This is a genomic window from Pseudarthrobacter sp. MDT3-1 (genome assembly GCF_054510755.1).
The window spans coordinates 1-22,145 of the sequence record NZ_JBTNDX010000030.1; the positions used below are offsets into that span (position 1 = coordinate 1).

Genomic DNA, 22,145 nt, shown 5'->3' on the forward strand with positions numbered 1-22,145 from the left:
TACCGGGCCAAAGGCCGTGCCATCGACCGCCGAACCTACCCCGCGACACTCACCACGAGAATCTTGACACCCGACCCAGACGACTAACCGAACGGCATTGGGGCTAAAGGGCGACTCGGGTGGCCCAGTTGTAAGTTCATCTGGCCTGTTGGTGGGAATGAACTATGGTGCTGACAATCCGAACTACCCGGGGCATGGTGTGCTCGTCCCGGTCGGACTCATTCAAGCGCTAACGAAGGCTGACGACGGCTTCGTTGAGGGCTGGTCATACAGTGCTTCGGTTGAGCAATCTCGTCCATAGCCCTTGAGAGTGATCTCCTGTAGAAGGGCGGCTCACCTGTTGGGCCGCCCCTTCTGCGGATAGTGTCCTACGTTCCCAGAGCGGCACGCAGCTACATAGGTCTTGGGTTATGAGGAGCTCTACGGGCTGAATACGAGTTGGTGCCTGCTGAACTCATACTCAGTCGAATCTCCAGAAGATTTTGCGCGCACTGCGACGCAAGGGCATCCTGCCAAGCAGGAACGGCCTGGCGATGACAAGACCGGCCGCGTTGGACTACATCATCGCAAGCGCACCCGCACTGGCCGGAGCTTCCGTGGCCAGCCGTGTTCCTTGATGTCAGGTTGACGAAAGGTGGGTTATCGGCGTTTCAAAGCGCGGGAGTTGCAGTGGATGCGAGAACTCCCGTTCCGTGTCCGTGTCCATCTAAGTTGACGCACTGCAGTCATACCCCAGAGCACGGCTGGCTTCCAGGCCAGCGCGGGCAACCACGGGTCCCAGCCGTTCGACGTCGGCGGGCCCAATCCGCTGGTTAGGAAACCCCAGGCCGATAGCGCAAGTGAGCCGCCCGGCGTGGTCGAATACGGGTGCACTGATGGAACCGACGTCCTCGTTCCGTTCCCCAAAAGCCGCATAAAACCCCTGTTCCCGGGCCATAGCCGCCTGTTTCTGGAGCTTTTCCAAGGACGCCGGCGTGCCGGGGGTAAAACTGTCGAGTCCGTGCTCGTCCAGGGCATCCCACGCCTCGGGGTCGAATGCAAGAAAAATTTTGCCCGGGGCTCCGGCATGCAGCGGCATCACCATGCCCACCATGAACGGCCGCATCACCACGTGGCGCGTCTCGGCAACGGCAACGATGGTCCGGAAGGCCCCATCCCGGACGTATAGGCATGCGGTCTCACCTGTGTCGTCGCGCAATTGCTGCAAGACCGGTTTCACCAAGCGGACCACGTCCAGCCCGAACGTCCCGGGAGTAGCCCAGCGCACCAGCCCGATGCCGATCCGGTACCGGTCGCCCTCGCGGTCCAGGAAGCCTTCCCGCAGCATGTTCTGCACCAGCCGCTGGCAGGTGCTGGAAGGCAGGCCCGTCTTCCGGACGATCTGCTGAAGCGTCGGCTCCGGAGCGTCGACCGAAAAACAGTCCAGGATCTCCGCCACCTTATGCAGGACCAGCAGGGGTGAGGCCCCAGCGCCCGGTTCCATCGCCACTTTTTGTACATCCCTTCAGCTACTGTTCCGTGAGAGCCTCCAGCTTAGTGAGCCGGAAGCGGACCTTCGGAACGTGATCTATTTGACATCCTAGCCGGGTGACCCACATCATGGGACAAGAACCCACGGTGTGGGTCATATCCCTCAAGCCCCAGCACAAAGACGTGGAGAAACCATGAGCACCCCCGAAGTCACTTGCGAAACCGCGCCCGAGCCCAAGCGCCCGGGCTCCTCCCGGGTGGGACTGATCGTCCCCAGCTCCAACACCACCATGGAGACTGAACTGCCGGAGCTGTTCCGCCGCCAGGCCGAGGCAACCGGCCACAAATACACGTTCCACTCCGCCCGGGCGGGCATGAAGAAGGTCACCCACGAAGAGCTGCTGGCCATGGTGGGCAAGGCAGCGGACTGCGCTGAGGCAGTCTCCGACGCCGACGTGGACGTCATCGCCTACGCGTGCCTGGTTGCCGTCATGGCCCAGGGCCCCGAGGCCCATGTGGGTTCGGAGAAAGTTATCGCGGAGGCCGCCGCCGGCAACGGCCACCCTGCCCCGGTCACCAGCAGCGCGGGCGCCCTGGTCCGGACCCTGCAGGAAATCGGGGCACGCAAGGTGGCCATGATCACCCCCTACATGAAGCCGCTCACCCAGATGGTTGTGGACTACATCGAAGGCTCGGGCATCACGGTGCTGGACGCGATCAGCCTCGAGGTGGCCGACAACCTTGACGTCGGCTGCCTGGACCCGCAGAACCTGCCCGCGCTTGCCCGCAGCCTGCAGCGCGAAGGCGCGGACGCCGTCGTACTTTCCGCCTGCGTCCAGATGCCCTCTCTGGCTGCCGTCCAGGCAGTTGAGGACGAGCTCGGGCTGCCGGTCATCACTGCGGCCATCGCCACCACGTACGAGATCCTCAAGGCGCTCGGTCACCAGCCCGCCATCACCGGTGCCGGCAGCCTGCTGTCCGGCGCCGGTGTCCTCACCCCCGCGGACTCCTAGGCGGCCGGCACCATGTCCCTGTCACTTATCGCGTTCCTGGTCCTGGTGGCGGCCTTCGCCATCGGTTCCTTCACCAAAATCAACGCCGGTCTGCTGGCCACCGTCGCTGCTTTCGGCGTCGGAACCCTCCTGGCCGGCATGTCCATCAAGGACGTCATCGGCCAGTTCCCCGCCGGATTGTTCTTCATCCTGGTGGGTGCCACCCTGCTCTTCGCAATTGTCCGGATCAACGGAACCATCGATCTGCTGGCGTACTGGGCTGAACGGCTTGCCGGCGACCGGAAGATCCTGGTCCCCATCCTGATGTTCCTGCTGACGGCCGCCTTGGCTTCGGCCGGCGCGTTCACCCCCGCGGCCATCGCCATCGTGGCCCCGGTGGGCCTGGCGCTGGGCATGCGGTTCGGCATCAGCACCCTGGCCATGGGCCTCGTCATAGTCCAGGGCGCCAACGCCGGCGCTTTCTCCCCGGTCAACCCTTTCGGCGTGCTGGCCAACAAGATGCTGGACGGCGCCGGCGCCTCGGACGGTTCCTTCAAGCTTTACGCTTACTGCTTCGTCTTCAATGCCATCCTGGCCGCGATCGCTTACGTCCTGGTCCAGGCCATTATGAAGCGCCGCGCCGCCAAGGTGGGGGCCCGTCACCAGACCGGTGACGCTGGAGATGCAAGGCACGACGGCGGTGCTGCCGCTCCCGCCGGAAGCAGCGCGACAGGCCCGTCCGGGACAGCAACGGCTGTCCTTACCGCCCCGGCGCACACTTCCGTGGCTGCCGGAACCACCATCAGGACCGGTCCCGAGAAGGTGGCCGCAACGCCCATGCGGATCCTCACCCTGGTGGGCATCGGCGCCCTGCTGGTGCTCACCACCGTCCTGGGCCTGGACGTCGGCGTCGCTTCGCTGGTCATTGCCACCGTGCTGATCGTCCTGGACTCGAGCGTGCAGAAGCCGGCAGTGGAAAGCATGCCGTGGTCCGCGATCATCCTGGTGACTGGCATCGTCACCTACGTGGGCATGCTGGAAAAGATGGGTGCGTTGAAGGAACTCCAGGAAGGCATCGCCGGCCTGGGCAACAGCTCCCTTGCCGCTCTGCTCACCAGCTATGTGGTTGCCATCGTCTCGGCCTTCGCCTCCACCACCGGCACCCTCGGCGTGATCAGCCCGGTGGTGGCACCCATTGCCATGGATCCGCTGCTCACCCCCATTGGGGTTGTGACGGCCATTGCCATCAGTTCCTCGGTGGTTGACGTGAGCCCGATGTCCACCAGCGGTGCCCTGCTGATGGCGAGTGCGCAGCCCAAGGACGAGCGGATGTTCTTCCGGGCGCTGCTGGTGTGGGCCATTGCGATGATCGCCGTGGTGCCGCTCCTGGTGTGGTTCGTGTTCGTGCAGCTCGGCCTCGGCTAAACACTGCGAAGCTGAAGGGAAGGGGTGTCCTGGCCGGGCACCCCTTTCCCGCTTCCCTAACTTTTTACGCCTTCGGGCGGAAGTGCCCGGGCCAGTCCTTGAGCCGGATCCGGTTGAGGTCATGGATCGTGCCCAGGGTGCCCCACTCGTCCAGGCCCAGCCGGGACAGCGGCTCCAGCAGGTCGATCCGCGGGTGGCCGTCTTCCAGCACCGCGTCGCTCACGGCAGCGTGCGTCACTTCGCCGAAGACCAGGATGGAGTCTCCCATCGGCAGGAGCGTATGGAGGCGGCATTCGAGCACCGCCGGTGATTCCTTGACCCGCGGCGCGCCCACGGTGAGGCTCGGCTCCCGGGTGAGGCCGGCGGCGTCGAACTCGCTGACATCCGGCGGGAAATTTGTGCCGGTGGCGTTGACCTCCTCCAGCAGCGCGGCCGGGGCAAGGTTCACCACGAACTCTCCGGACTCGGTGATGTTGCGGAGCGAATCCTTCTCCCCCACGGAGGTGAACTGCACGATGGGCGGATTTGTGGACGCAACGGTGAAGAACGAGTGCGGGGCAAGATTGTCAACGCCCTCCGGCGATACGCTCGACACCCATGCGATGGGCCGGGGCACCACCACCGCGGTGAGCAGCCGGTAGAAATCGCGGGCGGACGTGTCAGTGGGGCTGAAATCAGTTCGCATGCTGCCAGACTACGGGCAGGTAAGCAAAGGAAAGGACACAGGACATGACGTTCCAGCCATACCATTCACCATCAACGGGGTGCGGGGTACGCGCCGTCCTCTTCGACACCTTCGGCACGGTGGTGGACTGGCGCACCGGCGTCGCCGGGCAGGCCGCCGCCTTCGCCGCGGCGCGCGGGCAGGAGCTCGACGCCGAGGCGTTCGCTGATGACTGGCGCGCCCTATACCAGCCAGCCATGGAGGCCATCCGCTCCGGATCCCGTGAATTCGCCACGCTGGACTCACTCCACCGTGAAAACCTGGACGAGGTGCTCCGCAGCCACGGCTTCGATCCGGACCTGCTGGACGCACGGGCCTTGGAGGAGTTGAACAAATCCTGGCACCGCCTGCCCCCATGGCCCGACAGCGTGGAGGGCCTGGCCGCCGTCCGCCGCGGCTACATCGTGGGCCCCTTGTCCAATGGCAACACCTCGCTGCTTGTGGACATGGCCAGAAACGCAGGGCTTCCGTGGGACGTGATCATCGGCTCGGACATGACGCGCACGTACAAGCCGCTGCCGGCGGCCTACCTTCGAACTGCGGAGTTCCTGGACCTCAGGCCCGGTGAGGTGATGCTCGCGGCCGCACACAACAACGACCTGCGTGCTGCCCGGGAGGCCGGGCTGGCAACGGCGTTCATCGCGCGCCCCACCGAATACGGCCCGAGCCAGGATGCGGACCTGACGCCGGAGAGCGATTGGGACCTCACGGCGTCGAGCATCACCGGGCTGGCTCACCAGCTCGGTGCCTGAGCTGACTCCTCCGCCCGTCCGGCCGCGGGTGGAGTGGAGCCCTGCCGTCGGTGGGTTAACCTCCACCGCTTAAGGAACGCTACGCCCGCACTGCCCCAGCGCTTCCGGGAGTTCGGTCAAGGTCGCGACGGTGTAGTCGGGGGCGGCGAAATAGTCCGGGTAGTTGGCCCCGTTCCGGTTGATCCACGCTGTTCCCAGCCCGGCCCGGGCTGCCCCGTGGACGTCCCAGGGGTGCACGGCAACGAGCATCATTTCGCCAGGTTCCACGCCGCAGGCCCCGGAGGCGTAGTGGTAAGCGGTCGCTGCCGGCTTCCACGCTGGGGCATCCTCCACGGAAAGAAGTAGCTCGAACTGGTCCAGGATTCCGGCGGGCGTGAACAGTTTTTCTGCGACCTGGGCGGAGCCGTTGGTCAGCGTGACCAGCCGGTATCCGGCTGCCCGCAAGGCCCGGACGCCATGCGGGACGTCGGGATGCAGGCTGAGTCCTGTCATTCCCGCCATGACATGCGCCACCGCCTGGTCCAGGTCCATCCCTATGTCCGAAGTGGGTAGCAGCCCGCGCAGGGCCTCTGCGCCGATCTCGGCGAAGGCGCCGTTGCCGCCGGCAGCGGTGAGCGCGAAGCCGTCCCGCAGCAGCGTGGCAAACCAAAGTTTCGCCAATTGGGCCGGAGCGCCGACTTCGGCGAACCGCACCCCCATAGGCGACATGTCCGAAAGTGTTTCGTTGACATCGAAAACAATGACTGACGGTGCGCTGTTCATGGGTTCCCTTCGTCTTCACGGTCACGTAGCTCTTCAATCCGACCAATTGCCGCGCCCGGGCCATCGATGCTTCATCCAGTCTGCGCGCCGGTCCCAGACGGGCTCGGCGCGCAGGTCGGGATCGGATTTTCAGAAACAAGGCCTCCGGTCGTACACCCCGTCCCCAGCTGGCCGAACTGAAGCGCTTCGCCCGTGACTGAGGCACTGTCGTGGTCCACAGCATGGACCGGCTCGCCAGCAACCTCGATGGCCTGCGTTCAGTGGTCCAAGCAATGACCGCAAAGGCGTGCGCGTGGAGTTCGTCAAGGAAAACTTGCTCTTCACCGGCGAGGCTCCCCGACGGCTAACCTCATGCTCTCGGGGATGGGTGCCTTCGCCAAATTTTCGCCGGGATCGAACTGGTTGTCTGCTTCGAGGCCCTGTGCCAGTGCGGGGGCGGCGACATTGGTTGGACGGAAAGGGCCGGATGCCGAACACGGCATCCGGCCCCCCGGCTGGCTGGATTAGCCGCCGATGATTCCGCTGTTCTCATCCGTGGTGTTCTGAATGGTGCTGGCAACACCGGCGTTGGCGCCCAGGTTCAGGCCAAGGTTCGACGCCGAAGCGAACGAACCACCGTCAGTCCCGGTCGTGCTGTTCTCATCCGTGGTGTTCTGAATGGTGCTGGCAACACCGGCGTTGGCGCCCAGGTTCAGGCCAAGGTTCGACGCCGAAGCGAACGAACCACCGTCAGTCCCGGTCGTGCTGTTCTCATCCGTGGTGTTCTGAATGGTGCTGGCAACACCGGCGTTGGCGCCCAGGTTCAGGCCAAGGTTCGACGCCGAAGCGAACGAACCACCGTCAGTCCCGGTCGTGCTGTTCTCATCCGTGGTGTTCTGAATGGTGCTGGCAACACCGGCGTTGGCGCCCAGGTTCAGGCCAAGGTTCGACGCCGAAGCGAACGAACCACCGTCAGTCCCGGTCGTGCTGTTCTCATCCGTGGTGTTCTGAATGGTGCTGGCAACACCGGCGTTGGCGCCCAGGTTCAGGCCAAGGTTCGACGCGATGCTGTCGCGGTTTGTGGTCGAGGACGCGGAACTGATGCTGCTCTGGTTCTGCGTACCGATACCAAGACCGGTGCTTGTGCCTGTGTCGGCTGAGGCCGCTCCGGCGCCGAGCACGAGGACGCCGCCGGCGAAAGCTGCGGCGCAGAGGGTGTTGCGGACAAATGAATTCATGACTGTTTTTCCTCACATGGAATGAATGTTGTTCCGGCCAGGGGGCCGGTATGCCTGCATATGCCGCGGTATTAGGTGCGCGGCGCGGGCATCATCAATCCGGTGAGAACCCGGGGTCATCGTCCGGTGACCCCGGAAGGGCGAAGCTGAACAGTGATCCTTCCCCGCCCTGGGTCATGGGCAGGACGAAACGGTAGGAAAGATCCCCTGCAGCCTGTGCACCGGCACCGGTCGGGCTAGATGCACCGGCCCCGCCGGACACCGGTGAGAGCACCGGCGCCGTTGCGGTTTCGTTTCCGCGGGGAAACCCAGACGGGCTCTGAAGGGAAGGACCGCCGCCGTCCATGGACGCGGCACCTCTCGGGGCGCTGCCGTCCGTAATGCCCGTGAGCAGGCGGGGAAGCACGGTGGAGGGGGACGGGTTTGCGCTGCTAACCGCAGCCGGCCTGAACTCCACGGTGGTGGATTGGTCGGCGCCGCCCGGGGAATTTTTTGCCGACGTAGTGCCGTTGATCAACCCTGCCACGGGGTGAGTGATGGCATCCACCGGGTTTGCTACCGGGATGAGGAAGCTGCCGGCAAGTCCCGTAACCGGGGCCAGGAGCGGCTGGACAGTACTGGTAATGAGTTCGGTGACGGGGGCGGTGAGCGGGGCAACGGAGCTGCCGGCAAGTCCCGTAACCGGGCCCAGGAGCGGCTGGACAGTACTGGTAATGAGTTCGGTGACGGGGGCGGTGAGCGGGGCAACGGAGCTGCCGGCAAGTCCCGTAACCGGGCCCAGGAGCGGCTGGACAGTACTGGTAATGAGTTCGGTGACGGGGGCGGTGAGCGGGGCAACGGAGCTGCCGGCAAGTCCCGTAACCGGGCCCAGGAGCGGCTGGACAGTACTGGTAATGAGTTCGGTGACGGGGGCGGTGAGCGGGGCAACGGAGCTGCCGGCAAGTCCCGTAACCGGGCCCAGGAGCGGCTGGACAGTACTGGTAATGAGTTCGGTGACGGGGGCGGTGAGCGGGGCAACGGAGCTGCCGGCAAGTCCCATGACCGGGGCCGTTACCTCTTGGATCACGGTTGCTGGTCCCTGGACCGTCGTGGGTGCGTCGGTCAGGGGCACTGTGGCGGTCCGTACGGGAGCGGCGGCCGGAGTGTTGCCGCCCAAGGGCGGGGCCGATGATGCGGGTCCCGGGGCGGGCGCGGGCGCTGCTGTGCTCGCCTGTGACGGTTCTGTCCGGGCCTGAACCGTGGTGATGAGCGGTTTCACGGGTGCCGTCAGGGAAGGGACGAGTCCGTCGGAGGTGTGCGAGCTCTCACCGGGGGGAGGGGGCGCGGCGGCGTGGGCGCTGCCGGCGCCGAAGATGATCCAGAACATCGCGAAAAGCCCACCGACAAGGAGCAAGCGGAGGGCAGGGACTATGTTCCGGGTTGTGCGGTCCATCCCACCTCCGATCAACTGCCGGTGTCCACCGGCAAATACTTTTCGGTCCCCGCCACTTTCTCAGACCGGCAGAAACGCCCCCAGAACCCTGGGGAATAGTTCGTCCTCATGTAATGCTTTGAAAGTGCTTCGACACAGTGCGGGGCACGGATGGGTCCAGTCCCGGGAAAAGGTCGACACCATTACGGTGGCGGCCGGATTGCAGCCCGGTCCCGAAGTTCCCAGTCAACGCACAGCTCCCGAATGGGTTGGCGCCCGGGCTGCGACCTCAGCCGACCTGATAGGCACATACTGCACTGTGACAGACTCCAAGTCCATTGCAGTCCTGTATCCCCACTTCATCGGCATGGCTCTCAGCCTTGGTCTGGCGGACCTTGACGGCGCAGCCTTGAAAGACGCCCGACCACGCCGACTGAACCCAGGCAGTCGCCGCCTGGATCTACGAGACCACAGACCTCGACGGCGTTACCTTCACCTCCCGCCACGGCGACGATCTGCGGCTATGGGCAATCTTCGAACGACCAGGCGACGGTGCTGTCAGCCCGAAGCTTCGGCGCACGAGGCTAGAGGAACTCCACCACAACAGCGACGCGATCAAGGACGCCTTTCAGCTCCTCGGCCTAACCTGGAAGAGCGAATAGGCTACTCCCCTGCTCCTCGCCACCCTAAGCTTGACGGAAGGTCCAATATCGACAATTACGGTTGGGCCGAGAAGGGTTGATTCATAAAGCCCGCGAGTACTTCTCGCCGCTGTTCATAATTTCCACAGGCTTGCCGCTGTACTGGGTCAGTCCTTCGCGGCCGCCGGCGCGCTTGCCTTGCCGCCTTTGGCCGAGGTGCCGGCCAAACGCAGTGCGGCGTTGATGAGACCGACATGCCTGAAGGCCTGAGGGGTGTTTCCCAGTTGTGCGCCGGTGCGCGGATCAATCTCTTCGGCGAAGATTCCCAAGTCTGCGCCCAGGCCAGCAGGTCCTCGAAGAGTTTTTGGTCTGCCTGCCCCGCCCGGCCAGGTGAGGGCTTCGACCAGCCAGAAGCTGGCGATGGTAAACGGCCCTTCCGTTCCTTCCATCGAGCAGCCAAGGGAGTTCCTGGCCTGATTCGCGCGGGGGCCACGTCGTGGCCATCTGCAGCCGTGCCTTTGTTGCGGGCCCGGCTCATTCCAGGTTCAGGACGGCGCTGGCCGGACCATAGCGGCGGCTGCAGGAAAAGGGTTCGCCCGGGGCTGAGGGGGCCTGCCCGCAGCCGGCCTCCACGTCGGCGGTCAAGCAGCGGAAACACGAGCGCCGGGGCATCAAAACGCAGCGGACAAAAAAATTCAATCGCCCCGTCGGGGTCCGACCAGGGCAGCTGTGAAAGAACGTCACCGAGCGAGGCCAAAGCCCCGAAGTCAGGAAAAACACTTTCACCGGTCATCGGAAGGCCCCCTGCAGTGTCGACGCGGCGGCATCGCGATCATCAGGTAAAAGGCGCAGCAGTGACCGTTTCAGGTTTGTCCTGCTCCTATGTAGGATAGTACTGCCGCACATCCTATGTAGGGTAGTACTTCGCCCGCGGGGTGTCTTGTCTCAACCGCGATGCGGTCAGAGACATATTGCCTATGGGAAGAAATCACGCCGGCACCCCGAATCGACAGTTATTGCGAAGGAACCTGTATGAGCATGCACAATGACCCCACAGAAATGATGGCCATGGAATCCGCCATCCCCGAGTGGCTGACCCCCGTCGCTTGGATCTATGTCGCAGTGGGAGTTCTATCGGCGGCCGTCGTTCTCTATGACTTTTACGGGCGGCGTTACCGCCAAAGCGAACGCATGATGGAGATCGTATGGCCCATAACGGCCCTGTACCTCGGGCCCTTCGCTCTGTGGGCCTACTACCGGCTGGGCCGCGCAGGCAGCCCGAAATGGCAGCAGGAGAACGGGGCTCTTCCTGAACAACGTCTGTCGTTGAAGGCGCTGGCCGGCGGAACTCCCGGCGGAGCAGCGGCCACGGTGGCGCACGTCATTGGTGTTCCCCTGGTGATCGCCAGCGGCCTCACCATAGCCGGAATCAAACTGTGGGTGCTGATCATCGTGATCGCCCTACTTGCGATCGCGATCCTGTTCTTCTTCGAGCGTTTTGCATCCCCTGTCTGGGGCGAGCCTCAGGCCAGGAAGGGCACAGGTGCTGCCTTGCTGGCGGCGACGGTGACAGTACTGGCCTTTGACATCGGCATGGGCGGCTGGATGATTTTCCTGCACTTCGGGATGTTCATGCCCGCACCCACCGACGTGACTTTCTTGTTCCTGATGGGGATCGGAAACATCCTCGGATTCGCTACCGCCTACCCGGCCGTCCGATGGCTGATCCAGCGGGGGGTCAAGGACCCGGTCCTTGAGGCTGGCATTCCGGCCTTCAGCGCACGCGGGAACTGATCGACCATCAGGGGCCTCGCCTCGCGGGCTGGCTAACATGGATACGACCGGTTGAGGGAGGAAAGGGGTTTTCTCCTTTCCGCTCAACCGTCGATCACGCCGAAACCAGTTCATATGACGTTGGGGATTCGCCGACGGCCAGCACCGTAGAACGAACGTCTTAGCGGACGTTGACACCCGAAGGATTCCCGATGCCGCTTTCATCAGCAGTCCCGCCGGAGGGCGTCGGACCGGGTATTTCCCGGCTCCCGGCCGGATATCTGTGGCTTGGTTCCGTTGCTGTTGTTGTCCTCACTGCGCTGATCTTTTTCGGTATTGGCTGGTCGTCCGCCACGCCGCGGCCCGTGTCGGATACGGGCGCGGACGCCGGGTTTGCCCGGGACATGCAGGCACACCACGCGCAGGCTGTCGAGATGGCCCTGCTGATCCGTGACAGGTCAAGTAACGAGGAGATCCGGGCTGTCGCTTACGACGTTGCCACCAGCCAGCAGCACCAGAATGGGCAGATGTACGCCTGGCTGCAGGACTGGGGGCTGTCGCAAGCACGCCCGATCCCGCCCATGGCATGGATGGGCTCAGGGGCCGGCGGTCATGGAAGCGCTTCGCCGCATGCCGCGCAGAGTGGCGCCGGCGGTGCTGACGGTGCGATGGAGGGCATGGCCACCCCAGAGCAGATGCAGGCGCTGCGCCGGTCCTCCGGCGCCGAGGCGGACCGGTTGTTCACTGACCTGATGATCCGCCACCACCAGGGCGGCGTCGCCATGGCCTCTGCCGGAGTACGCCTGGCTAAGACCTCGACGGTACGGGATTTCGCGGCCCTGATCGTGGACGCCCAGACCGCGGAAATCACCGCCCTCCAAGAGCTGCGCCGCAGACTCTGACCGCCCTAAGGAAAGCGAGAACACAGATGCCGTCACCCAGGATGAGCTCTGAGGAACGAAAAGCCCTTGTCAAGGCAATGCGGTCCAAACACCGCGCGGCCGATCGGCGCAAGGCCTGGTTGATATACGGCACCGGCAGCGCCGTCGTCGCCTCCATCATCGCTGCCACGGGCTTCGTCGTCGTCGGCGAGGTCCAGAAACAGGAGACCGCCAAGGCTGAGGCCGCCCGGCCGGTCGAAGGCGTCCAGGACTTCCCCGACCAGTCCAGAAACCACATCGGCGGGCCTGTCAGCTACCCCCGGAACCCGCCGACCGGCGGTGACCACGCACCCGTATGGACGAACTGCGGCATCTACACCGCCCCGATCGAACCGACGCGGGCGGTGCATTCCCTTGAACACGGGGCCGTCTGGCTTTCCTACCGGCAGGACCTTCCCAAGGACCAGGTTGCCGAACTGACCTCACTGGCCGGCGCCCAGGATTACCTTCTGCTCAGCCCGGTCACCGATCAGACCTCGCCCGTTACCGCGACCGCCTGGGGTAAACAGCTCTCGGTGGACAGCAGCAGCGACGAACGCATCGCCACCTTCATTAAAAAATACCGGCAGAGCCCCGAGGCCCCCGAACCCGGCGCCGTCTGCACCGGCGGCGTCGACGGCTGACAGCAAAACGGCGCTGCCGGTCAGCCCTGCAATCCAGTGATTCAGGCGCCCGGACCGATGTCTGCGGATGCGCGCAGCGAGGCCCCCGCCCTGTCCTGCAGATGACAGAGGGAATGAAACTCAACTTTGCCGGCAGGCCGTGGGGAACAGTGGCGGCCCGTCCCGGTATTGTCCTGCATCCGGCCGTGCTTCAGGTCATCCTGTGCCAGGAAAACACCGCAGCGCCAGTTTCATGAGAACGGCGGCGGGCCTGGCTTGTGGTTTCGCGATCAGTTGTTCGCGAGACTAGGCCTGGACGGTGGCTTCTCCTCATGTGAGGGAAGAAAACCCTCGAAGGGAAGTCAGTCAGGACGGGTCATACGGGGTGAAGCTGGCGCCGCTGTCCTTGGAAACGAGCACACCGTCGCCGGTGGCGGCCCAGATGTTCAGCTGACCATCGGCCGCTTTGGCCGTGGTGACCGCCTGGATCTCCCCGTTGAGGCTGCCTTTGGGGGCCCACGTTGCGCCGCCATCTGCGGAGTAGTGCACCGCGCCGGAGGGCTCAATGCCGATCGCGTCGGTGTTGGTGGCGAACGCGGCGAACTGAACGAGGGGCCCCGAACCCAGCAGTTGCCAGGTCTTGCCGCCGTCGGTGGAGCGCTGCAGTCCTTGCTGCGTGGTGGCCAGGACGGTGTCGGAGCCGGGGTTGCCGGCCAGCACGGCGGCCTGGAACCCTGCGGAGGACGTGTTCCAGGTTTTCCCGTCCGGGCTGGTGCGCAGGATTCCGTCAAAGGCTACAACGCCGCTTTTGGTCATGGTCATGGCATGGAAATCGGACTCGCCCTGGCGTGAAAGCTCTTCCCAAGTCTTGCCGCCGTCGCCGGATCGGATCAGGCCCACGGGATTCGGAAGGGTCGAGCCCTTCCCCGGGTGGCCGGAGGCGTAAAAGACGTCCGGATCTTCCGTGGGCGAGAACCCCATCAGGTCGATGGTCGGGCTGATCTTGACCGCCGGCCGGGCGGTGACATCGAAGAGGCCCTCATGAGTCGCCACCATGATCTTTCCGGTGGCCTCGTCAACAGCGATGCCATGGACGTGGGCGGACGGGTAGCCGGTGGCGGCGGACGAGGATGACTCCGGGGCTCCTGCTGGTGCGGTGCACGCGGCCAGTACCAGCAGCAGCGAGGCAGCGGTCGCCGGGATGCTGGCGTATCGGATGGTGAGCAAACGGGGGCTGGACGGCATGGAGGCTCCTGGAAGTGATGGTGAGGGTGAAGGGACGGGGCTGTGTGAAGGGATGCGGATTGCCGGAACTGGGAGCGGATCCTGCGGAGGCAGGGCACCGGCGGTGCGGGTCGTGCCGGGGCGGGGAGGAAATTGCGGGGGCCGTTGTGCGCTCTGCAGCCCGCTGGCCGCCCCGCAGATTGAAGGGGACGGATCGGCTTGTTCGTGATTCATGCTTGTTTGACTGATGAGATTATTAGCGGCTTTCTTGGGCCATTTTTCGGCTTTGGGCTTCGTCGTCGTGTCGGGATCCGGTGATAGGAGGGGCTTTGAAGGCGTTCAGGCGGGTGGAATTGAGGACAACACTGATGCTTGAGAGCGCCATGGCGGCTCCGGCGACCATAGGGGACAGGAGTGCGCCCGTCACTGGGTATAGCAGGCCGGCCGCCAGCGGGATTGCGGCGGTGTTGTAGCCGAAGGCCAGCACAAGATTTTGCCGGATGTTGCGCATGCTGGACCGGGAGAGCGCGATTGTGGTGATCAGGCCGGAGAGTTCACCGGACATCAGCGTGACGTCGGCGGCCTCGATGGCAACGTCGGTTCCGGTGCCGATGGCTATGCCGACGTCGGCCTGGGCCAGGGCGGGGGCGTCGTTGATGCCGTCACCTACCATCGCCACCAGTTTCCCTTCATCCTGGAGGGACCGGATTGCCGTTGCCTTGTCCGCGGGCAGCACGTCCGCGAGCACGCGGGTGATGCCGGTCTGACGCGCGATTGCCTCCGCGGTCCCCTTGTTGTCACCGGTGATCATGACCACCTCCAGCCCCCTTTGCTGCAGCTGGGCGACGGCGGCAGCGGAGCCGGGCTTGAGGGTGTCGGCCACGGCGAGGATTCCGGCCGGTTTTCCGTCCACGGCAACATACATGGGTGTTTTCCCGTCCTTGGCCAACCGTTCCGCCTCGGCCTCCAATGCGCCGGTTGGGATGTTGGCATCGGCCAGAAGGCGGCTGTTTCCGATGAGCACTTCGTGGTGTTCCACTGCTGCCCGGATCCCTTTGCCGGTGATCGAGTCGAAGGCGGTTGCCTGCGGAAGGCCGCCGTTTTTGCGGGCCGCGGCGACGATGGCCGCCGCGAGCGGATGTTCGCTGTCCGCTTCCGCCGCCCCGGCCAGGCGCAGGAGCTGCCCGGCCTCGTATCCGGGGGTTGGGACGGTGTCAGTGAGTGCAGGTTCGCCGCGCGTCAAGGTGCCGGTTTTATCCAGCACCACAGTGTGGAGCTTGTCTACTGTTTCCAGGGCCGCGGCGTCCTTGACGAGCACGCCCAGTGCTGCGCCCTTGCCGGTGGCAACCATGATGGACAATGGCGTCGCGAGCCCAAGCGCGCACGGGCAGGCAATGATGAGGACGCTGACAGCCGCGACGACGGCCAGCGAGAGGGAATCTCCCACCGTAAACCACAGAACGAAGGTGGCGATCGCGATGAACACCACGGCGGGCACGAAGTATCCGGAGACAGCGTCTGCAAGCCGCTGGATCGGAGCCTTTGAGCTCTGGGCCTCCTGAACCAGCCGGATGATCTGTGCCAGCGCCGTGTCGGCGCCGACACGGGTGGCGCGCATACTGAAGGTCCCCGTGCCGTTGACGGTGGCGCCGATGATGGTGTCGCCGGCCTGCTTTGTCACCGGCAGGCTCTCACCGGTCACCATGGATTCGTCCACCGCGGATCGGCCCTGGATGACCTCACCGTCGACGGGGATTTTTTCACCCGGCCGGACCCGGATCTCGTCCCCGGGCCGGACATCTTCGACTGCCGTTTCAATTTCCTGTCCGTTCCGGATGACCTTCGCGGTTGCGGGGGTGAGGGCTATCAGCGCCCGGATGGCATTGCCGGTGCCTGCCCGCGCCCTGGCCTCCACGAGCCGGCCCAGGAGAATCAGCGTAATGATGAAGGACACGACCTCGTAGTAGACGTCGCGGACATCGGCAGGCAAAATCTGAGGAGCAAAGGTAACGAGAAGGCTGTAGGCGAAGGCGGCCGTAGTGCCCAGGGTGATGAGGCTGTTCATCTCCGCCGAACGGTTGGCGAGGGCGCGCCATCCGATCCTGTGTATCGGCCATCCGACGAGGACCATGACCGGCAGAGTCAGCAGTAGCTGCACCCACGGACTTTGCAGGATATCCGGCACAAACAGTTCGTCGATAAAATATGGCGCCATTGCCCCGTACAGGACCGGCAGGGTCAACAGCGTTCCCAGGCCCACGCGCCAGCGCAGATCACGCAGTTCGGCCTCCCGTGCCTGGGCCTCCGCGTCCTCAGTCTCCGCCGAGCCCGGCTCGGCCCGCAGCCGGGCGGGAAAACCTGTGGCGTCGGCGACGGCCCGTTCGAGGTCCCGCACATCGGCCTGTTGCGGATCATAGAGAATCACGGCCCGCTCAGCACCGAAATTGACGGTGGCGCTGTCCACGCCCGGGATCCGGCGGAGGACCCCCTCAGCCCGGCCGGTATCAATCGGCATGCTCCGCAGTGCACCGGGAAGCATGAACTCCGCCCGTTCGGGCCGGTCCTGCGGCTCAACCACCGGACCGACGCCGACGGCCCGTGCGGTCTCCCCGCCCGGGACATGCGTCTCCGCTGCCGGTGTGCCGCCGGCAGCGGTGGGGCCCGTCGGCGCCGCGGGCTCATCCGTGTCATCATTCCGGGTGCTGTGGCCCGCCGCGCCGCCATCGGGTTCAACGAGCAGCCGGCCATGGAGCATGTTCATCCCGCACGCCCAGGGATACTCGCCCGGCTCATCAACGGTCAGGTCCAGGACCGCCGTGTCGAAGGCTGCCAGCGAGACGCTCTTGCGCAGATCCGGAAACACCACCCGGCTCGTGCAGTCGCTGTTGTCCCGCCGGTCAAAGCGAAGCTGCACCGGAACCCCAGCGGTGACGCGCACAAAGTTAGGCGAGTATCCACCCCGGACTGCGATGTCGACGACCTGCACACCGCCGCGAGGATGCGCCGAAACCGCCCGGCGCGGGGCAAAGAAGAACCAGGCAAGAAACCCCACCAGGACCACGCCAGCGAGAATCACCACAACATCGACAAGGTCCATTGCCCTTCTCCCATCCACGAAACTCTGCCACTACCCGTCCCGACTCCGCAGTTGCACGGTGACGGGCCGGCCCTTTTGACGTCGCGGCGGCGGCCCCGCCAGCGAAGCGGGCGGCCCAGGCCACCTGGGCCGTATCGCAAGCGCCGCCCCTTGAATACTATCGTGCATAGTGGTCAAGGTGCGCCTCCGGCCCGCCCCATCCCTGCGCTTTTGGTGTCATCCAGATGCGACACTCCCCCACCGTTACCCAAATGTGGCAATGGGAAGCTTTCACGTACGGTCGGGTCCGTGCCGGTTATCTTCAGGACTGCACTCCCGAGCCGCATTGCCTAACTCGCCGCCGCGGGACCCCTTCGCACAATTCGTTCGGCAGAGACGGGGAACGACAATTTGGCCAGCTTCCGCTGGCCGCGGGGGGAAGCCGCGCCCCCGCCTTGGGCAGGGCGGACGGCCGGGTGTCTCCCACCCGAACGCCACAGCTCACCCCGCAGGCATAGGGAGAGGCCCTTTCATGTCCACACGCAAAACCCATGGCCGCGTGCCGGCGCTTAAACCGGCCTGGCGGGAGCCGCGCTGTATGCGGATCGCAGTTGGCACGGCTGGAGTGAAGGCTGCTGTTCCTCGTATGGTCACAAAGGGTGAGGTGACCAGGCGGGCTCAGGGCATGTTTCCGGGAGGAGCCTAGGGGTCCGCTGCAGGTTCCTCCATGCCGTCAGGGCGTCTGTTCAGGAACCGGCTGATGACCACATCCAGCACGATGCCAAGAGTGACGGCGCAGATGATTGCCAGAGCAACGCCCAGAAGACGGTTGTCGCTGAACCACTGCCCAAAGAACAATCCCATCGTCACCGAATAGCCTGCCCAGAGGACTCCGGAAACGGCTGTCAATGCCGTGAAACGGCTATGGGGGTAATGCGTCGCGCCGGCAGTGAGATTGACCGCGACTCTGCCCACCGGGACGAACCGGGCGACGATGATCACCGAGGCCGGACGTCGGCGTAGCTCCCTGCCGGACCACCGGAAGGCGGCCCGGGCGCGCCCGGACCGCATCCAACGATAGCGTTCCAGGCCCACCTTCCGACCGATGAGGTAGGCGATGTTGTCGCCCGTGAATGCGCCGACAGCTGCCAGGAGGAACAGGAGCCACGTGTTGGGCACACCGGCGCTTGCGGAAAGGGCGGCCAGCCCCACCACGACGGATTCGCTGGGAATCGGAGGAAAGAAGCCGTCAATGGTGCTGCAGGCCAGCACGAGCAGGAGCACCCAAGGCTGGGCCGCGGCCGCCAGGATGAAGTCGTTGATTGCCTGCACAGTTTCCTAACGTCCGGCCCGTCCTGTTCTCTCCCTGATTTTTCCTAGGAGACTGCCCGTGCCTAAGGGCGCGCTGTCCGGACACCGGCTGCCGCCCCCGATCCTAAGGGCAAATTGCCTCGCAAACAGCGGCATCGCGCTGCTTCTGGAAAAACAGGTAGGTGATGGCGTAGGACATCAGTCCCGCGCAGACCACGGCCAACAGCCAACCCAACTTCAGGAATACGAACAGGGAAAGCAGTGGCACGAAGAGGGCAAGCCGGACCGGATCAGGGAATATTTCACAAGAACCGCCATCCGAGGTTACCCACCTTCCTGAAGCGGGACGCCGCCTGGTGGCTTCCTGCTCCCGTGTGACTCCCCCGTTCTTAAGCTACTGTGCTGACCTTTCATGGAGCGCCCGGCCGAATCCTTGATCGTGGTTCCCCGCTGCAGGGGCCCAGGTCTTCGGACCAACCGCCGGGTGGACCGGCATCCGGCGTGCCGGAATAGGCGTTTGCCGGGAAGGCGCGCTCTCCTGGACGGGTGCCCTCACAGAACGCCAGTACTATATCCGGTAGTATTAGCGGGCCTCCAGTTCCCGATGAATTACAGGAGCACAATGAGTCCCGGTGAATTCTTCGCGCAGACGGCGCTGTCCGGTGCGCTCCTGATCGCGGTCCCGTTGGCCGTTATCGCCGGGATCGTTTCCTTCATCTCCCCCTGCGTGCTGCCTTTGGTGCCAGGCTATCTTGGCTACGTATCGGGCTTGGCCGGCGCGGACCATGCACGGGCAAAGCGCCGGATCGTCCTCGGGGTCAGTTTGTTCGTTCTGGGCTTCGCGGTGGTTTTTGTGCTCTACGGTGCTGCCTTCGGGGCGGTCGGCGGCTGGCTGGCCCGGTGGCAGGATCTGCTGATCCGAATTCTGGGCCTCGTGGTCATCGTGATGGGTCTTGTGCTCATAGGCCGTCTGCCCTTCCTGCAGCGGACAGTGAAACTGCCGTGGAAGCCATCGTCCGGGATTGCGGGCGCACCTTTCCTGGGTGTTGTCTTCGGTCTGGGCTGGACGCCGTGCATCGGACCCACACTCAGTGCCGTCCTGGCTCTGAGTACCGCCAGCGGCTCTGCCTGGCGTGGCGCCCTGCTTGCCTTCGCCTACTGCATCGGCCTCGGCATCCCGTTTCTCCTGGTGGCGCTGGGTGTTAACTGGGTCAGCGGAGCGGTCTCGTTCATCAGGCGGCACATTCGTAAATTCAACATCGGCGGCGGCATCATCCTGGCGGCCCTGGGTCTGCTCATGGTCTCCGGCGTCTGGACCCAGTGGATTTACCGGCTCCAGAACCTTATCGGGACCTTCACAACACCGGTCTGAGCACAACACCGGTCTGGGCTGATTGTGTCAAGTTGATCGGAGCCCGCCGGGACGGCCCGAACGGTACCCACCTAAGCGACATACCGGACCTAATGACGGCTTGAATGGTCACCCACCTGTGAGCGTTGATCAATCAGAGCTTGAATCGGCCGGGATATGGGATGTCAGCTGCGGTCGAGGAAGTGAACAAGCTCTCTTTGCAGCCCGACCCACTTCTCATGAGTTATGCCCGGCAGCCCCGCTACTATTGATCGTTGTTTAACGATATTATCGGCGTGTGACGATTCAAGAGTGCAAGCCCGACGTTTCCCCTGCTGTCGCATTGTTCCGTTCCCTGGCGGACCCTGCCAGGTTGGCGATTATCCAGCAGCTTGCCCAGGGCGAGCAGCGCGTCAGTGATCTGGTGGAACACCTCGCGCTGGCGCAGTCCACGGTTTCTGCCCATGTGGCGTGCCTGCGGGACTGCGGCTTGGTGGAGGGTCGTCCTGAAGGACGCCAGACTTTCTACGTGCTGAGCCGGCCGGAGCTGATCGATACCCTGGCCTCGGCAGAGAAACTGCTGGCCGCCACCGGATACAAGGTCGCGCTCTGCTCCAACTACGGCACTCCGGAAGCAGGAGGGAAGTAGGTGGACACGGCAGCGACCCTTACCGCCGAAGATACCGAACAGCTCACTCGCAAAGGGCTGCGCCTGGCCCAGTTCACAGTCGGCTACAACGTCGTTGAAGGCATCATCGCGGTCACTGCCGGCGTGCTGGCAGGCCTGGTATCCGTGGTCGGTTTCGGCATTGATTCGGGCATTGAATCCATCGCCGCGGTCCTGGTGGGGATTCGGCTCGCGGCCCGCCTCCGTCACGGCCATGCGGACGAACGCAAGGAACGCCTGGCCCTTAGGCTGGTAGCCGTCAGCTTCTTCATCCTGGCCGCCTACGTCGTCTTCGAAGGCATCCGGTCTCTGGTGGGCGGGGAGGCCCCGGAAAGTTCACCCCTGGGCATCGGGATCTTGGTGCTGTCTCTGATCGTGATGCCGTTCCTTGCCGTAATGAAAAGGCGCGTCGGGACCAGGTTGAACGACAAGCTGATCCTTGCCGACGCGGCCGAAACGAAAATCTGCGTGCTCCTGAGCATCTCCACCCTGCTCGGTGTTGGAATCTTTATGCTCACCGGCGCCGCCTGGCTCGATCCCGTGGCCGGGTTCATCATCGCGGCCTTCGCCATCCACGAAGGCAAAGAAGCCTGGGAGGGCGAACTCGTCGAAGACGACGATGACGATGACTGAACAAGGCTTCCCCGCAGAGTTCCCAGAGGGAGGAGGTGATCTCACATGAATGATTGCTGCCAGGACGGTAATTGCTCGCCGGAGGAATGCGGCAACGCGTGCTGCTGACGCCGGCCGGTTACGATAGCTGCGCTGAGGGCCCCGCTGAATTGGCGGGGCCCTCCTTTCGTACATCAAGCTGCTGGCAGGGTTGAGGCAGTTCTGCCAGGGCAAAAGCTTCACGAATGTGTCAGCACCAATTCCGGGCGCCATGTCTAAAGGCGTGAAGCTGATAATTTCTAGGCATGGAAAGCACTGCTTTGCCGCTGTTACCACCAGGGCCGGCACGACAACAGTTGTTGGCCCTGGTCTTCCTCGCCGGTGCCATCATCGGTGTCCTGGGCGGCATGATCGGCCTGGGCGGTGCCGAATTCCGGCTGCCCCTGCTCATTGGGGTCTTCGGCTTCGCCGCATTGCAGGCTGTGATCATGAACAAGGCCATGAGCCTTATCGTGGTCATCACGGCCCTGCCGGCCCGCCTCGTCGGCGTTCCCCTCGGCGAGCTCTCGCCCTACTGGTTCATTGTCCTGAACCTCCTGGCCGGAAGTCTTTTCGGTGCCTGGATCGGGGCGCACTGGGCCACCCGGCTCAAATCCAAAACGCTCTACCGCGTGATCGCGGTGTTGCTCGTGCTGATCGCGGCTCTGCTCTTCGTCACCCACTTCTTCGCGATGGACCCGCTCAACATTGCCCCGGCCCCCAGGACCGTGCTGGGCATCGCGGCCGGGATCATCATCGGCATCGTGGCGGCCCTGATGGGCGTCGCCGGCGGGGAGTTGCTCATCCCCACGATCGTCCTGCTCTTTGGCACCGACATCAAGATCGCAGGAAGCCTGTCCCTGGCCGTTTCACTTCCCACGATGCTCGTAGCGTTCGCCCGCTTCAGCAGAGACAAAAGCTTCTCCGTCCTGGGGCAGAACAAGCCCTTCCTCGTTGCGATGACCCTGGGTTCGATCAGCGGGACCGTGGTCGGCGGTCTCCTGCTGGGAATTGTTCCCAGCGTGGTCCTCATTCCCCTCCTCGTCCTGCTCCTGCTGCTGTCCTCGATCAAAGTCTGGAGCCACGGCTAGCAACATTTCCGCAGGCTCTCTCGAAGGGGACTGAATCCACCCGGATCACGAATGAGGTCTGCAC

General features: G+C 64.3%; 20 protein-coding genes and 2 pseudogenes. 12 read left to right on the top strand and 10 right to left on the bottom strand.

Annotation, left to right across the window (positions count from 1 at the left end):
- Positions 1–97: 97 nt before the first annotated feature.
- Positions 98–301, top strand: a complete 204-nt coding sequence (locus tag ACX80X_RS18070; RefSeq protein ID WP_374210053.1) for a trypsin-like serine protease — start codon at positions 98–100, stop codon at positions 299–301.
- Positions 302–706: 405 nt separating this feature from the next.
- On the opposite strand, the gene ACX80X_RS18075 is transcribed toward ACX80X_RS18070, so the two are convergent.
- Complete coding sequence (locus ACX80X_RS18075) at positions 707–1,483, bottom strand: IclR family transcriptional regulator (protein WP_459312964.1); 777 nt, start codon at positions 1,481–1,483, stop codon at positions 707–709.
- A gap of 181 nt (positions 1,484–1,664) precedes the next feature.
- Here ACX80X_RS18075 and ACX80X_RS18080 point away from each other — a divergent pair, with 181 nt between their 5' ends.
- Both ACX80X_RS18080 and ACX80X_RS18085 read left to right on the top strand, forming a co-directional pair.
- Positions 1,665–2,483: a maleate cis-trans isomerase family protein gene (locus ACX80X_RS18080; RefSeq protein ID WP_305884761.1), complete on the top strand. Its 819-nt coding sequence runs from the start codon at positions 1,665–1,667 to the stop codon at positions 2,481–2,483.
- Between the two features lie 12 nt (positions 2,484–2,495).
- Positions 2,496–3,887 carry an SLC13 family permease gene (locus tag ACX80X_RS18085; RefSeq protein WP_252602512.1) on the top strand — a complete coding sequence of 464 codons (1,392 nt, stop codon included), beginning with the start codon at positions 2,496–2,498 and terminating at the stop codon, positions 3,885–3,887.
- 64 nt (positions 3,888–3,951) lie between these two features.
- Here the strand turns inward: ACX80X_RS18085 and ACX80X_RS18090 are convergent, their stop codons facing one another.
- Entirely contained in the window at positions 3,952–4,572 is a 621-nt protein-coding gene (locus tag ACX80X_RS18090; protein ID WP_252602514.1) for a flavin reductase family protein, read from the bottom strand.
- Positions 4,573–4,616: 44 nt separating this feature from the next.
- On the opposite strand from ACX80X_RS18090, the gene ACX80X_RS18095 reads away from it, so the two are divergent.
- A complete protein-coding gene (locus tag ACX80X_RS18095) occupies positions 4,617–5,363 on the top strand; it encodes a haloacid dehalogenase type II (protein ID WP_252602516.1) in 747 nt (248 codons plus the stop codon).
- A gap of 69 nt (positions 5,364–5,432) precedes the next feature.
- Here the strand turns inward: ACX80X_RS18095 and ACX80X_RS18100 are convergent, their stop codons facing one another.
- Positions 5,433–6,125: a haloacid dehalogenase type II gene (locus ACX80X_RS18100; protein ID WP_252602518.1), complete on the bottom strand. Its 693-nt coding sequence runs from the start codon at positions 6,123–6,125 to the stop codon at positions 5,433–5,435.
- Positions 6,126–6,244: 119 nt separating this feature from the next.
- On the opposite strand from ACX80X_RS18100, the pseudogene ACX80X_RS18105 reads away from it, so the two are divergent.
- Positions 6,245–6,509 (top strand): annotated as a pseudogene (locus tag ACX80X_RS18105) (recombinase family protein); the annotation flags it as partial.
- Positions 6,510–6,628: 119 nt separating this feature from the next.
- Here ACX80X_RS18105 and ACX80X_RS18110 read toward each other — a convergent pair.
- The 3 genes from ACX80X_RS18110 to ACX80X_RS18120 all read right to left on the bottom strand — a co-directional run bounded on the left by ACX80X_RS18110 (position 6,629) and on the right by ACX80X_RS18120 (position 9,843).
- On the bottom strand, positions 6,629–7,342 hold the full coding sequence (locus tag ACX80X_RS18110; protein WP_459312965.1) for a hypothetical protein: 714 nt from the start codon (positions 7,340–7,342) through the stop codon (positions 6,629–6,631).
- 94 nt (positions 7,343–7,436) lie between these two features.
- Complete coding sequence (locus ACX80X_RS18115) at positions 7,437–8,774, bottom strand: hypothetical protein (protein WP_459312967.1); 1,338 nt, start codon at positions 8,772–8,774, stop codon at positions 7,437–7,439.
- A gap of 787 nt (positions 8,775–9,561) precedes the next feature.
- Complete coding sequence (locus ACX80X_RS18120; RefSeq protein ID WP_252602525.1) at positions 9,562–9,843, bottom strand: glycoside hydrolase family 15 protein; 282 nt, start codon at positions 9,841–9,843, stop codon at positions 9,562–9,564.
- Positions 9,844–10,426: 583 nt separating this feature from the next.
- On the opposite strand from ACX80X_RS18120, the gene ACX80X_RS18125 reads away from it, so the two are divergent.
- The 3 genes from ACX80X_RS18125 to ACX80X_RS18135 all read left to right on the top strand — a co-directional run bounded on the left by ACX80X_RS18125 (position 10,427) and on the right by ACX80X_RS18135 (position 12,731).
- Positions 10,427–11,188, top strand: coding sequence for a DUF4396 domain-containing protein (locus ACX80X_RS18125; RefSeq protein WP_252602528.1), 762 nt, complete (start codon positions 10,427–10,429; stop codon positions 11,186–11,188).
- A 191-nt stretch (positions 11,189–11,379) separates the two neighbouring features.
- Positions 11,380–12,069: a DUF305 domain-containing protein gene (locus tag ACX80X_RS18130; RefSeq protein ID WP_252602530.1), complete on the top strand. Its 690-nt coding sequence runs from the start codon at positions 11,380–11,382 to the stop codon at positions 12,067–12,069.
- Between the two features lie 41 nt (positions 12,070–12,110).
- Positions 12,111–12,731, top strand: a complete 621-nt coding sequence (locus ACX80X_RS18135; RefSeq protein ID WP_459309759.1) for a DUF3105 domain-containing protein — start codon at positions 12,111–12,113, stop codon at positions 12,729–12,731.
- A gap of 345 nt (positions 12,732–13,076) precedes the next feature.
- Here ACX80X_RS18135 and ACX80X_RS18140 read toward each other — a convergent pair whose 3' ends face one another.
- The 4 genes and pseudogenes from ACX80X_RS18140 to ACX80X_RS18155 form a co-directional block, all read right to left on the bottom strand.
- Positions 13,077–13,955: a F510_1955 family glycosylhydrolase gene (locus ACX80X_RS18140; protein WP_252602533.1), complete on the bottom strand. Its 879-nt coding sequence runs from the start codon at positions 13,953–13,955 to the stop codon at positions 13,077–13,079.
- A gap of 235 nt (positions 13,956–14,190) precedes the next feature.
- Entirely contained in the window at positions 14,191–17,031 is a 2,841-nt protein-coding gene (locus ACX80X_RS18145; RefSeq protein WP_252602535.1) for a heavy metal translocating P-type ATPase, read from the bottom strand.
- Between the two features lie 681 nt (positions 17,032–17,712).
- Positions 17,713–18,342, bottom strand: coding sequence for a DedA family protein (locus ACX80X_RS18150; protein WP_252602537.1), 630 nt, complete (start codon positions 18,340–18,342; stop codon positions 17,713–17,715).
- Positions 18,343–18,469: 127 nt separating this feature from the next.
- Positions 18,470–18,622, bottom strand: a pseudogene (locus ACX80X_RS18155) (DUF4229 domain-containing protein); the annotation flags it as partial.
- Between the two features lie 321 nt (positions 18,623–18,943).
- Here ACX80X_RS18155 and ACX80X_RS18160 point away from each other — a divergent pair.
- The 4 genes from ACX80X_RS18160 (at position 18,944) to ACX80X_RS18175 (ending at position 22,081) form a co-directional block, all read left to right on the top strand.
- Positions 18,944–19,693, top strand: coding sequence for a cytochrome c biogenesis CcdA family protein (locus ACX80X_RS18160; protein WP_252602539.1), 750 nt, complete (start codon positions 18,944–18,946; stop codon positions 19,691–19,693).
- 277 nt (positions 19,694–19,970) lie between these two features.
- Positions 19,971–20,321: an ArsR/SmtB family transcription factor gene (locus ACX80X_RS18165; RefSeq protein WP_252602542.1), complete on the top strand. Its 351-nt coding sequence runs from the start codon at positions 19,971–19,973 to the stop codon at positions 20,319–20,321.
- A complete protein-coding gene (locus ACX80X_RS18170) occupies positions 20,322–20,972 on the top strand; it encodes a cation diffusion facilitator family transporter (protein WP_252602544.1) in 651 nt (216 codons plus the stop codon).
- Positions 20,973–21,256: 284 nt separating this feature from the next.
- A complete protein-coding gene (locus ACX80X_RS18175; RefSeq protein ID WP_252602547.1) occupies positions 21,257–22,081 on the top strand; it encodes a sulfite exporter TauE/SafE family protein in 825 nt (274 codons plus the stop codon).
- The last annotated feature ends 64 nt before the right edge of the window (positions 22,082–22,145 follow it).

What these genes read in the sequence shown, in the direction of transcription:
- ACX80X_RS18075 (WP_459312964.1), bottom strand. Translation starts at nt 1,483, where the DNA reads ATGGAACCGGGCGCTGGGGCCTCACCCCTGCTGGTCCTGCATAAGGTG.
- ACX80X_RS18080 (WP_305884761.1), top strand. Translation starts at nt 1,665, where the DNA reads ATGAGCACCCCCGAAGTCACTTGCGAAACCGCGCCCGAGCCCAAGCGC.
- ACX80X_RS18085 (WP_252602512.1), top strand. Translation starts at nt 2,496, where the DNA reads ATGTCCCTGTCACTTATCGCGTTCCTGGTCCTGGTGGCGGCCTTCGCC.
- ACX80X_RS18090 (WP_252602514.1), bottom strand. Translation starts at nt 4,572, where the DNA reads ATGCGAACTGATTTCAGCCCCACTGACACGTCCGCCCGCGATTTCTAC.
- ACX80X_RS18095 (WP_252602516.1), top strand. Translation starts at nt 4,617, where the DNA reads ATGACGTTCCAGCCATACCATTCACCATCAACGGGGTGCGGGGTACGC.
- ACX80X_RS18100 (WP_252602518.1), bottom strand. Translation starts at nt 6,125, where the DNA reads ATGAACAGCGCACCGTCAGTCATTGTTTTCGATGTCAACGAAACACTT.
- ACX80X_RS18110 (WP_459312965.1), bottom strand. Translation starts at nt 7,342, where the DNA reads ATGAATTCATTTGTCCGCAACACCCTCTGCGCCGCAGCTTTCGCCGGC.
- ACX80X_RS18115 (WP_459312967.1), bottom strand. Translation starts at nt 8,774, where the DNA reads ATGGACCGCACAACCCGGAACATAGTCCCTGCCCTCCGCTTGCTCCTT.
- ACX80X_RS18120 (WP_252602525.1), bottom strand. Translation starts at nt 9,843, where the DNA reads ATGGAAGGAACGGAAGGGCCGTTTACCATCGCCAGCTTCTGGCTGGTC.
- ACX80X_RS18125 (WP_252602528.1), top strand. Translation starts at nt 10,427, where the DNA reads ATGAGCATGCACAATGACCCCACAGAAATGATGGCCATGGAATCCGCC.
- ACX80X_RS18130 (WP_252602530.1), top strand. Translation starts at nt 11,380, where the DNA reads ATGCCGCTTTCATCAGCAGTCCCGCCGGAGGGCGTCGGACCGGGTATT.
- ACX80X_RS18135 (WP_459309759.1), top strand. Translation starts at nt 12,111, where the DNA reads ATGAGCTCTGAGGAACGAAAAGCCCTTGTCAAGGCAATGCGGTCCAAA.
- ACX80X_RS18140 (WP_252602533.1), bottom strand. Translation starts at nt 13,955, where the DNA reads ATGCCGTCCAGCCCCCGTTTGCTCACCATCCGATACGCCAGCATCCCG.
- ACX80X_RS18145 (WP_252602535.1), bottom strand. Translation starts at nt 17,031, where the DNA reads ATGGACCTTGTCGATGTTGTGGTGATTCTCGCTGGCGTGGTCCTGGTG.
- ACX80X_RS18160 (WP_252602539.1), top strand. Translation starts at nt 18,944, where the DNA reads ATGAGTCCCGGTGAATTCTTCGCGCAGACGGCGCTGTCCGGTGCGCTC.
- ACX80X_RS18175 (WP_252602547.1), top strand. Translation starts at nt 21,257, where the DNA reads ATGGAAAGCACTGCTTTGCCGCTGTTACCACCAGGGCCGGCACGACAA.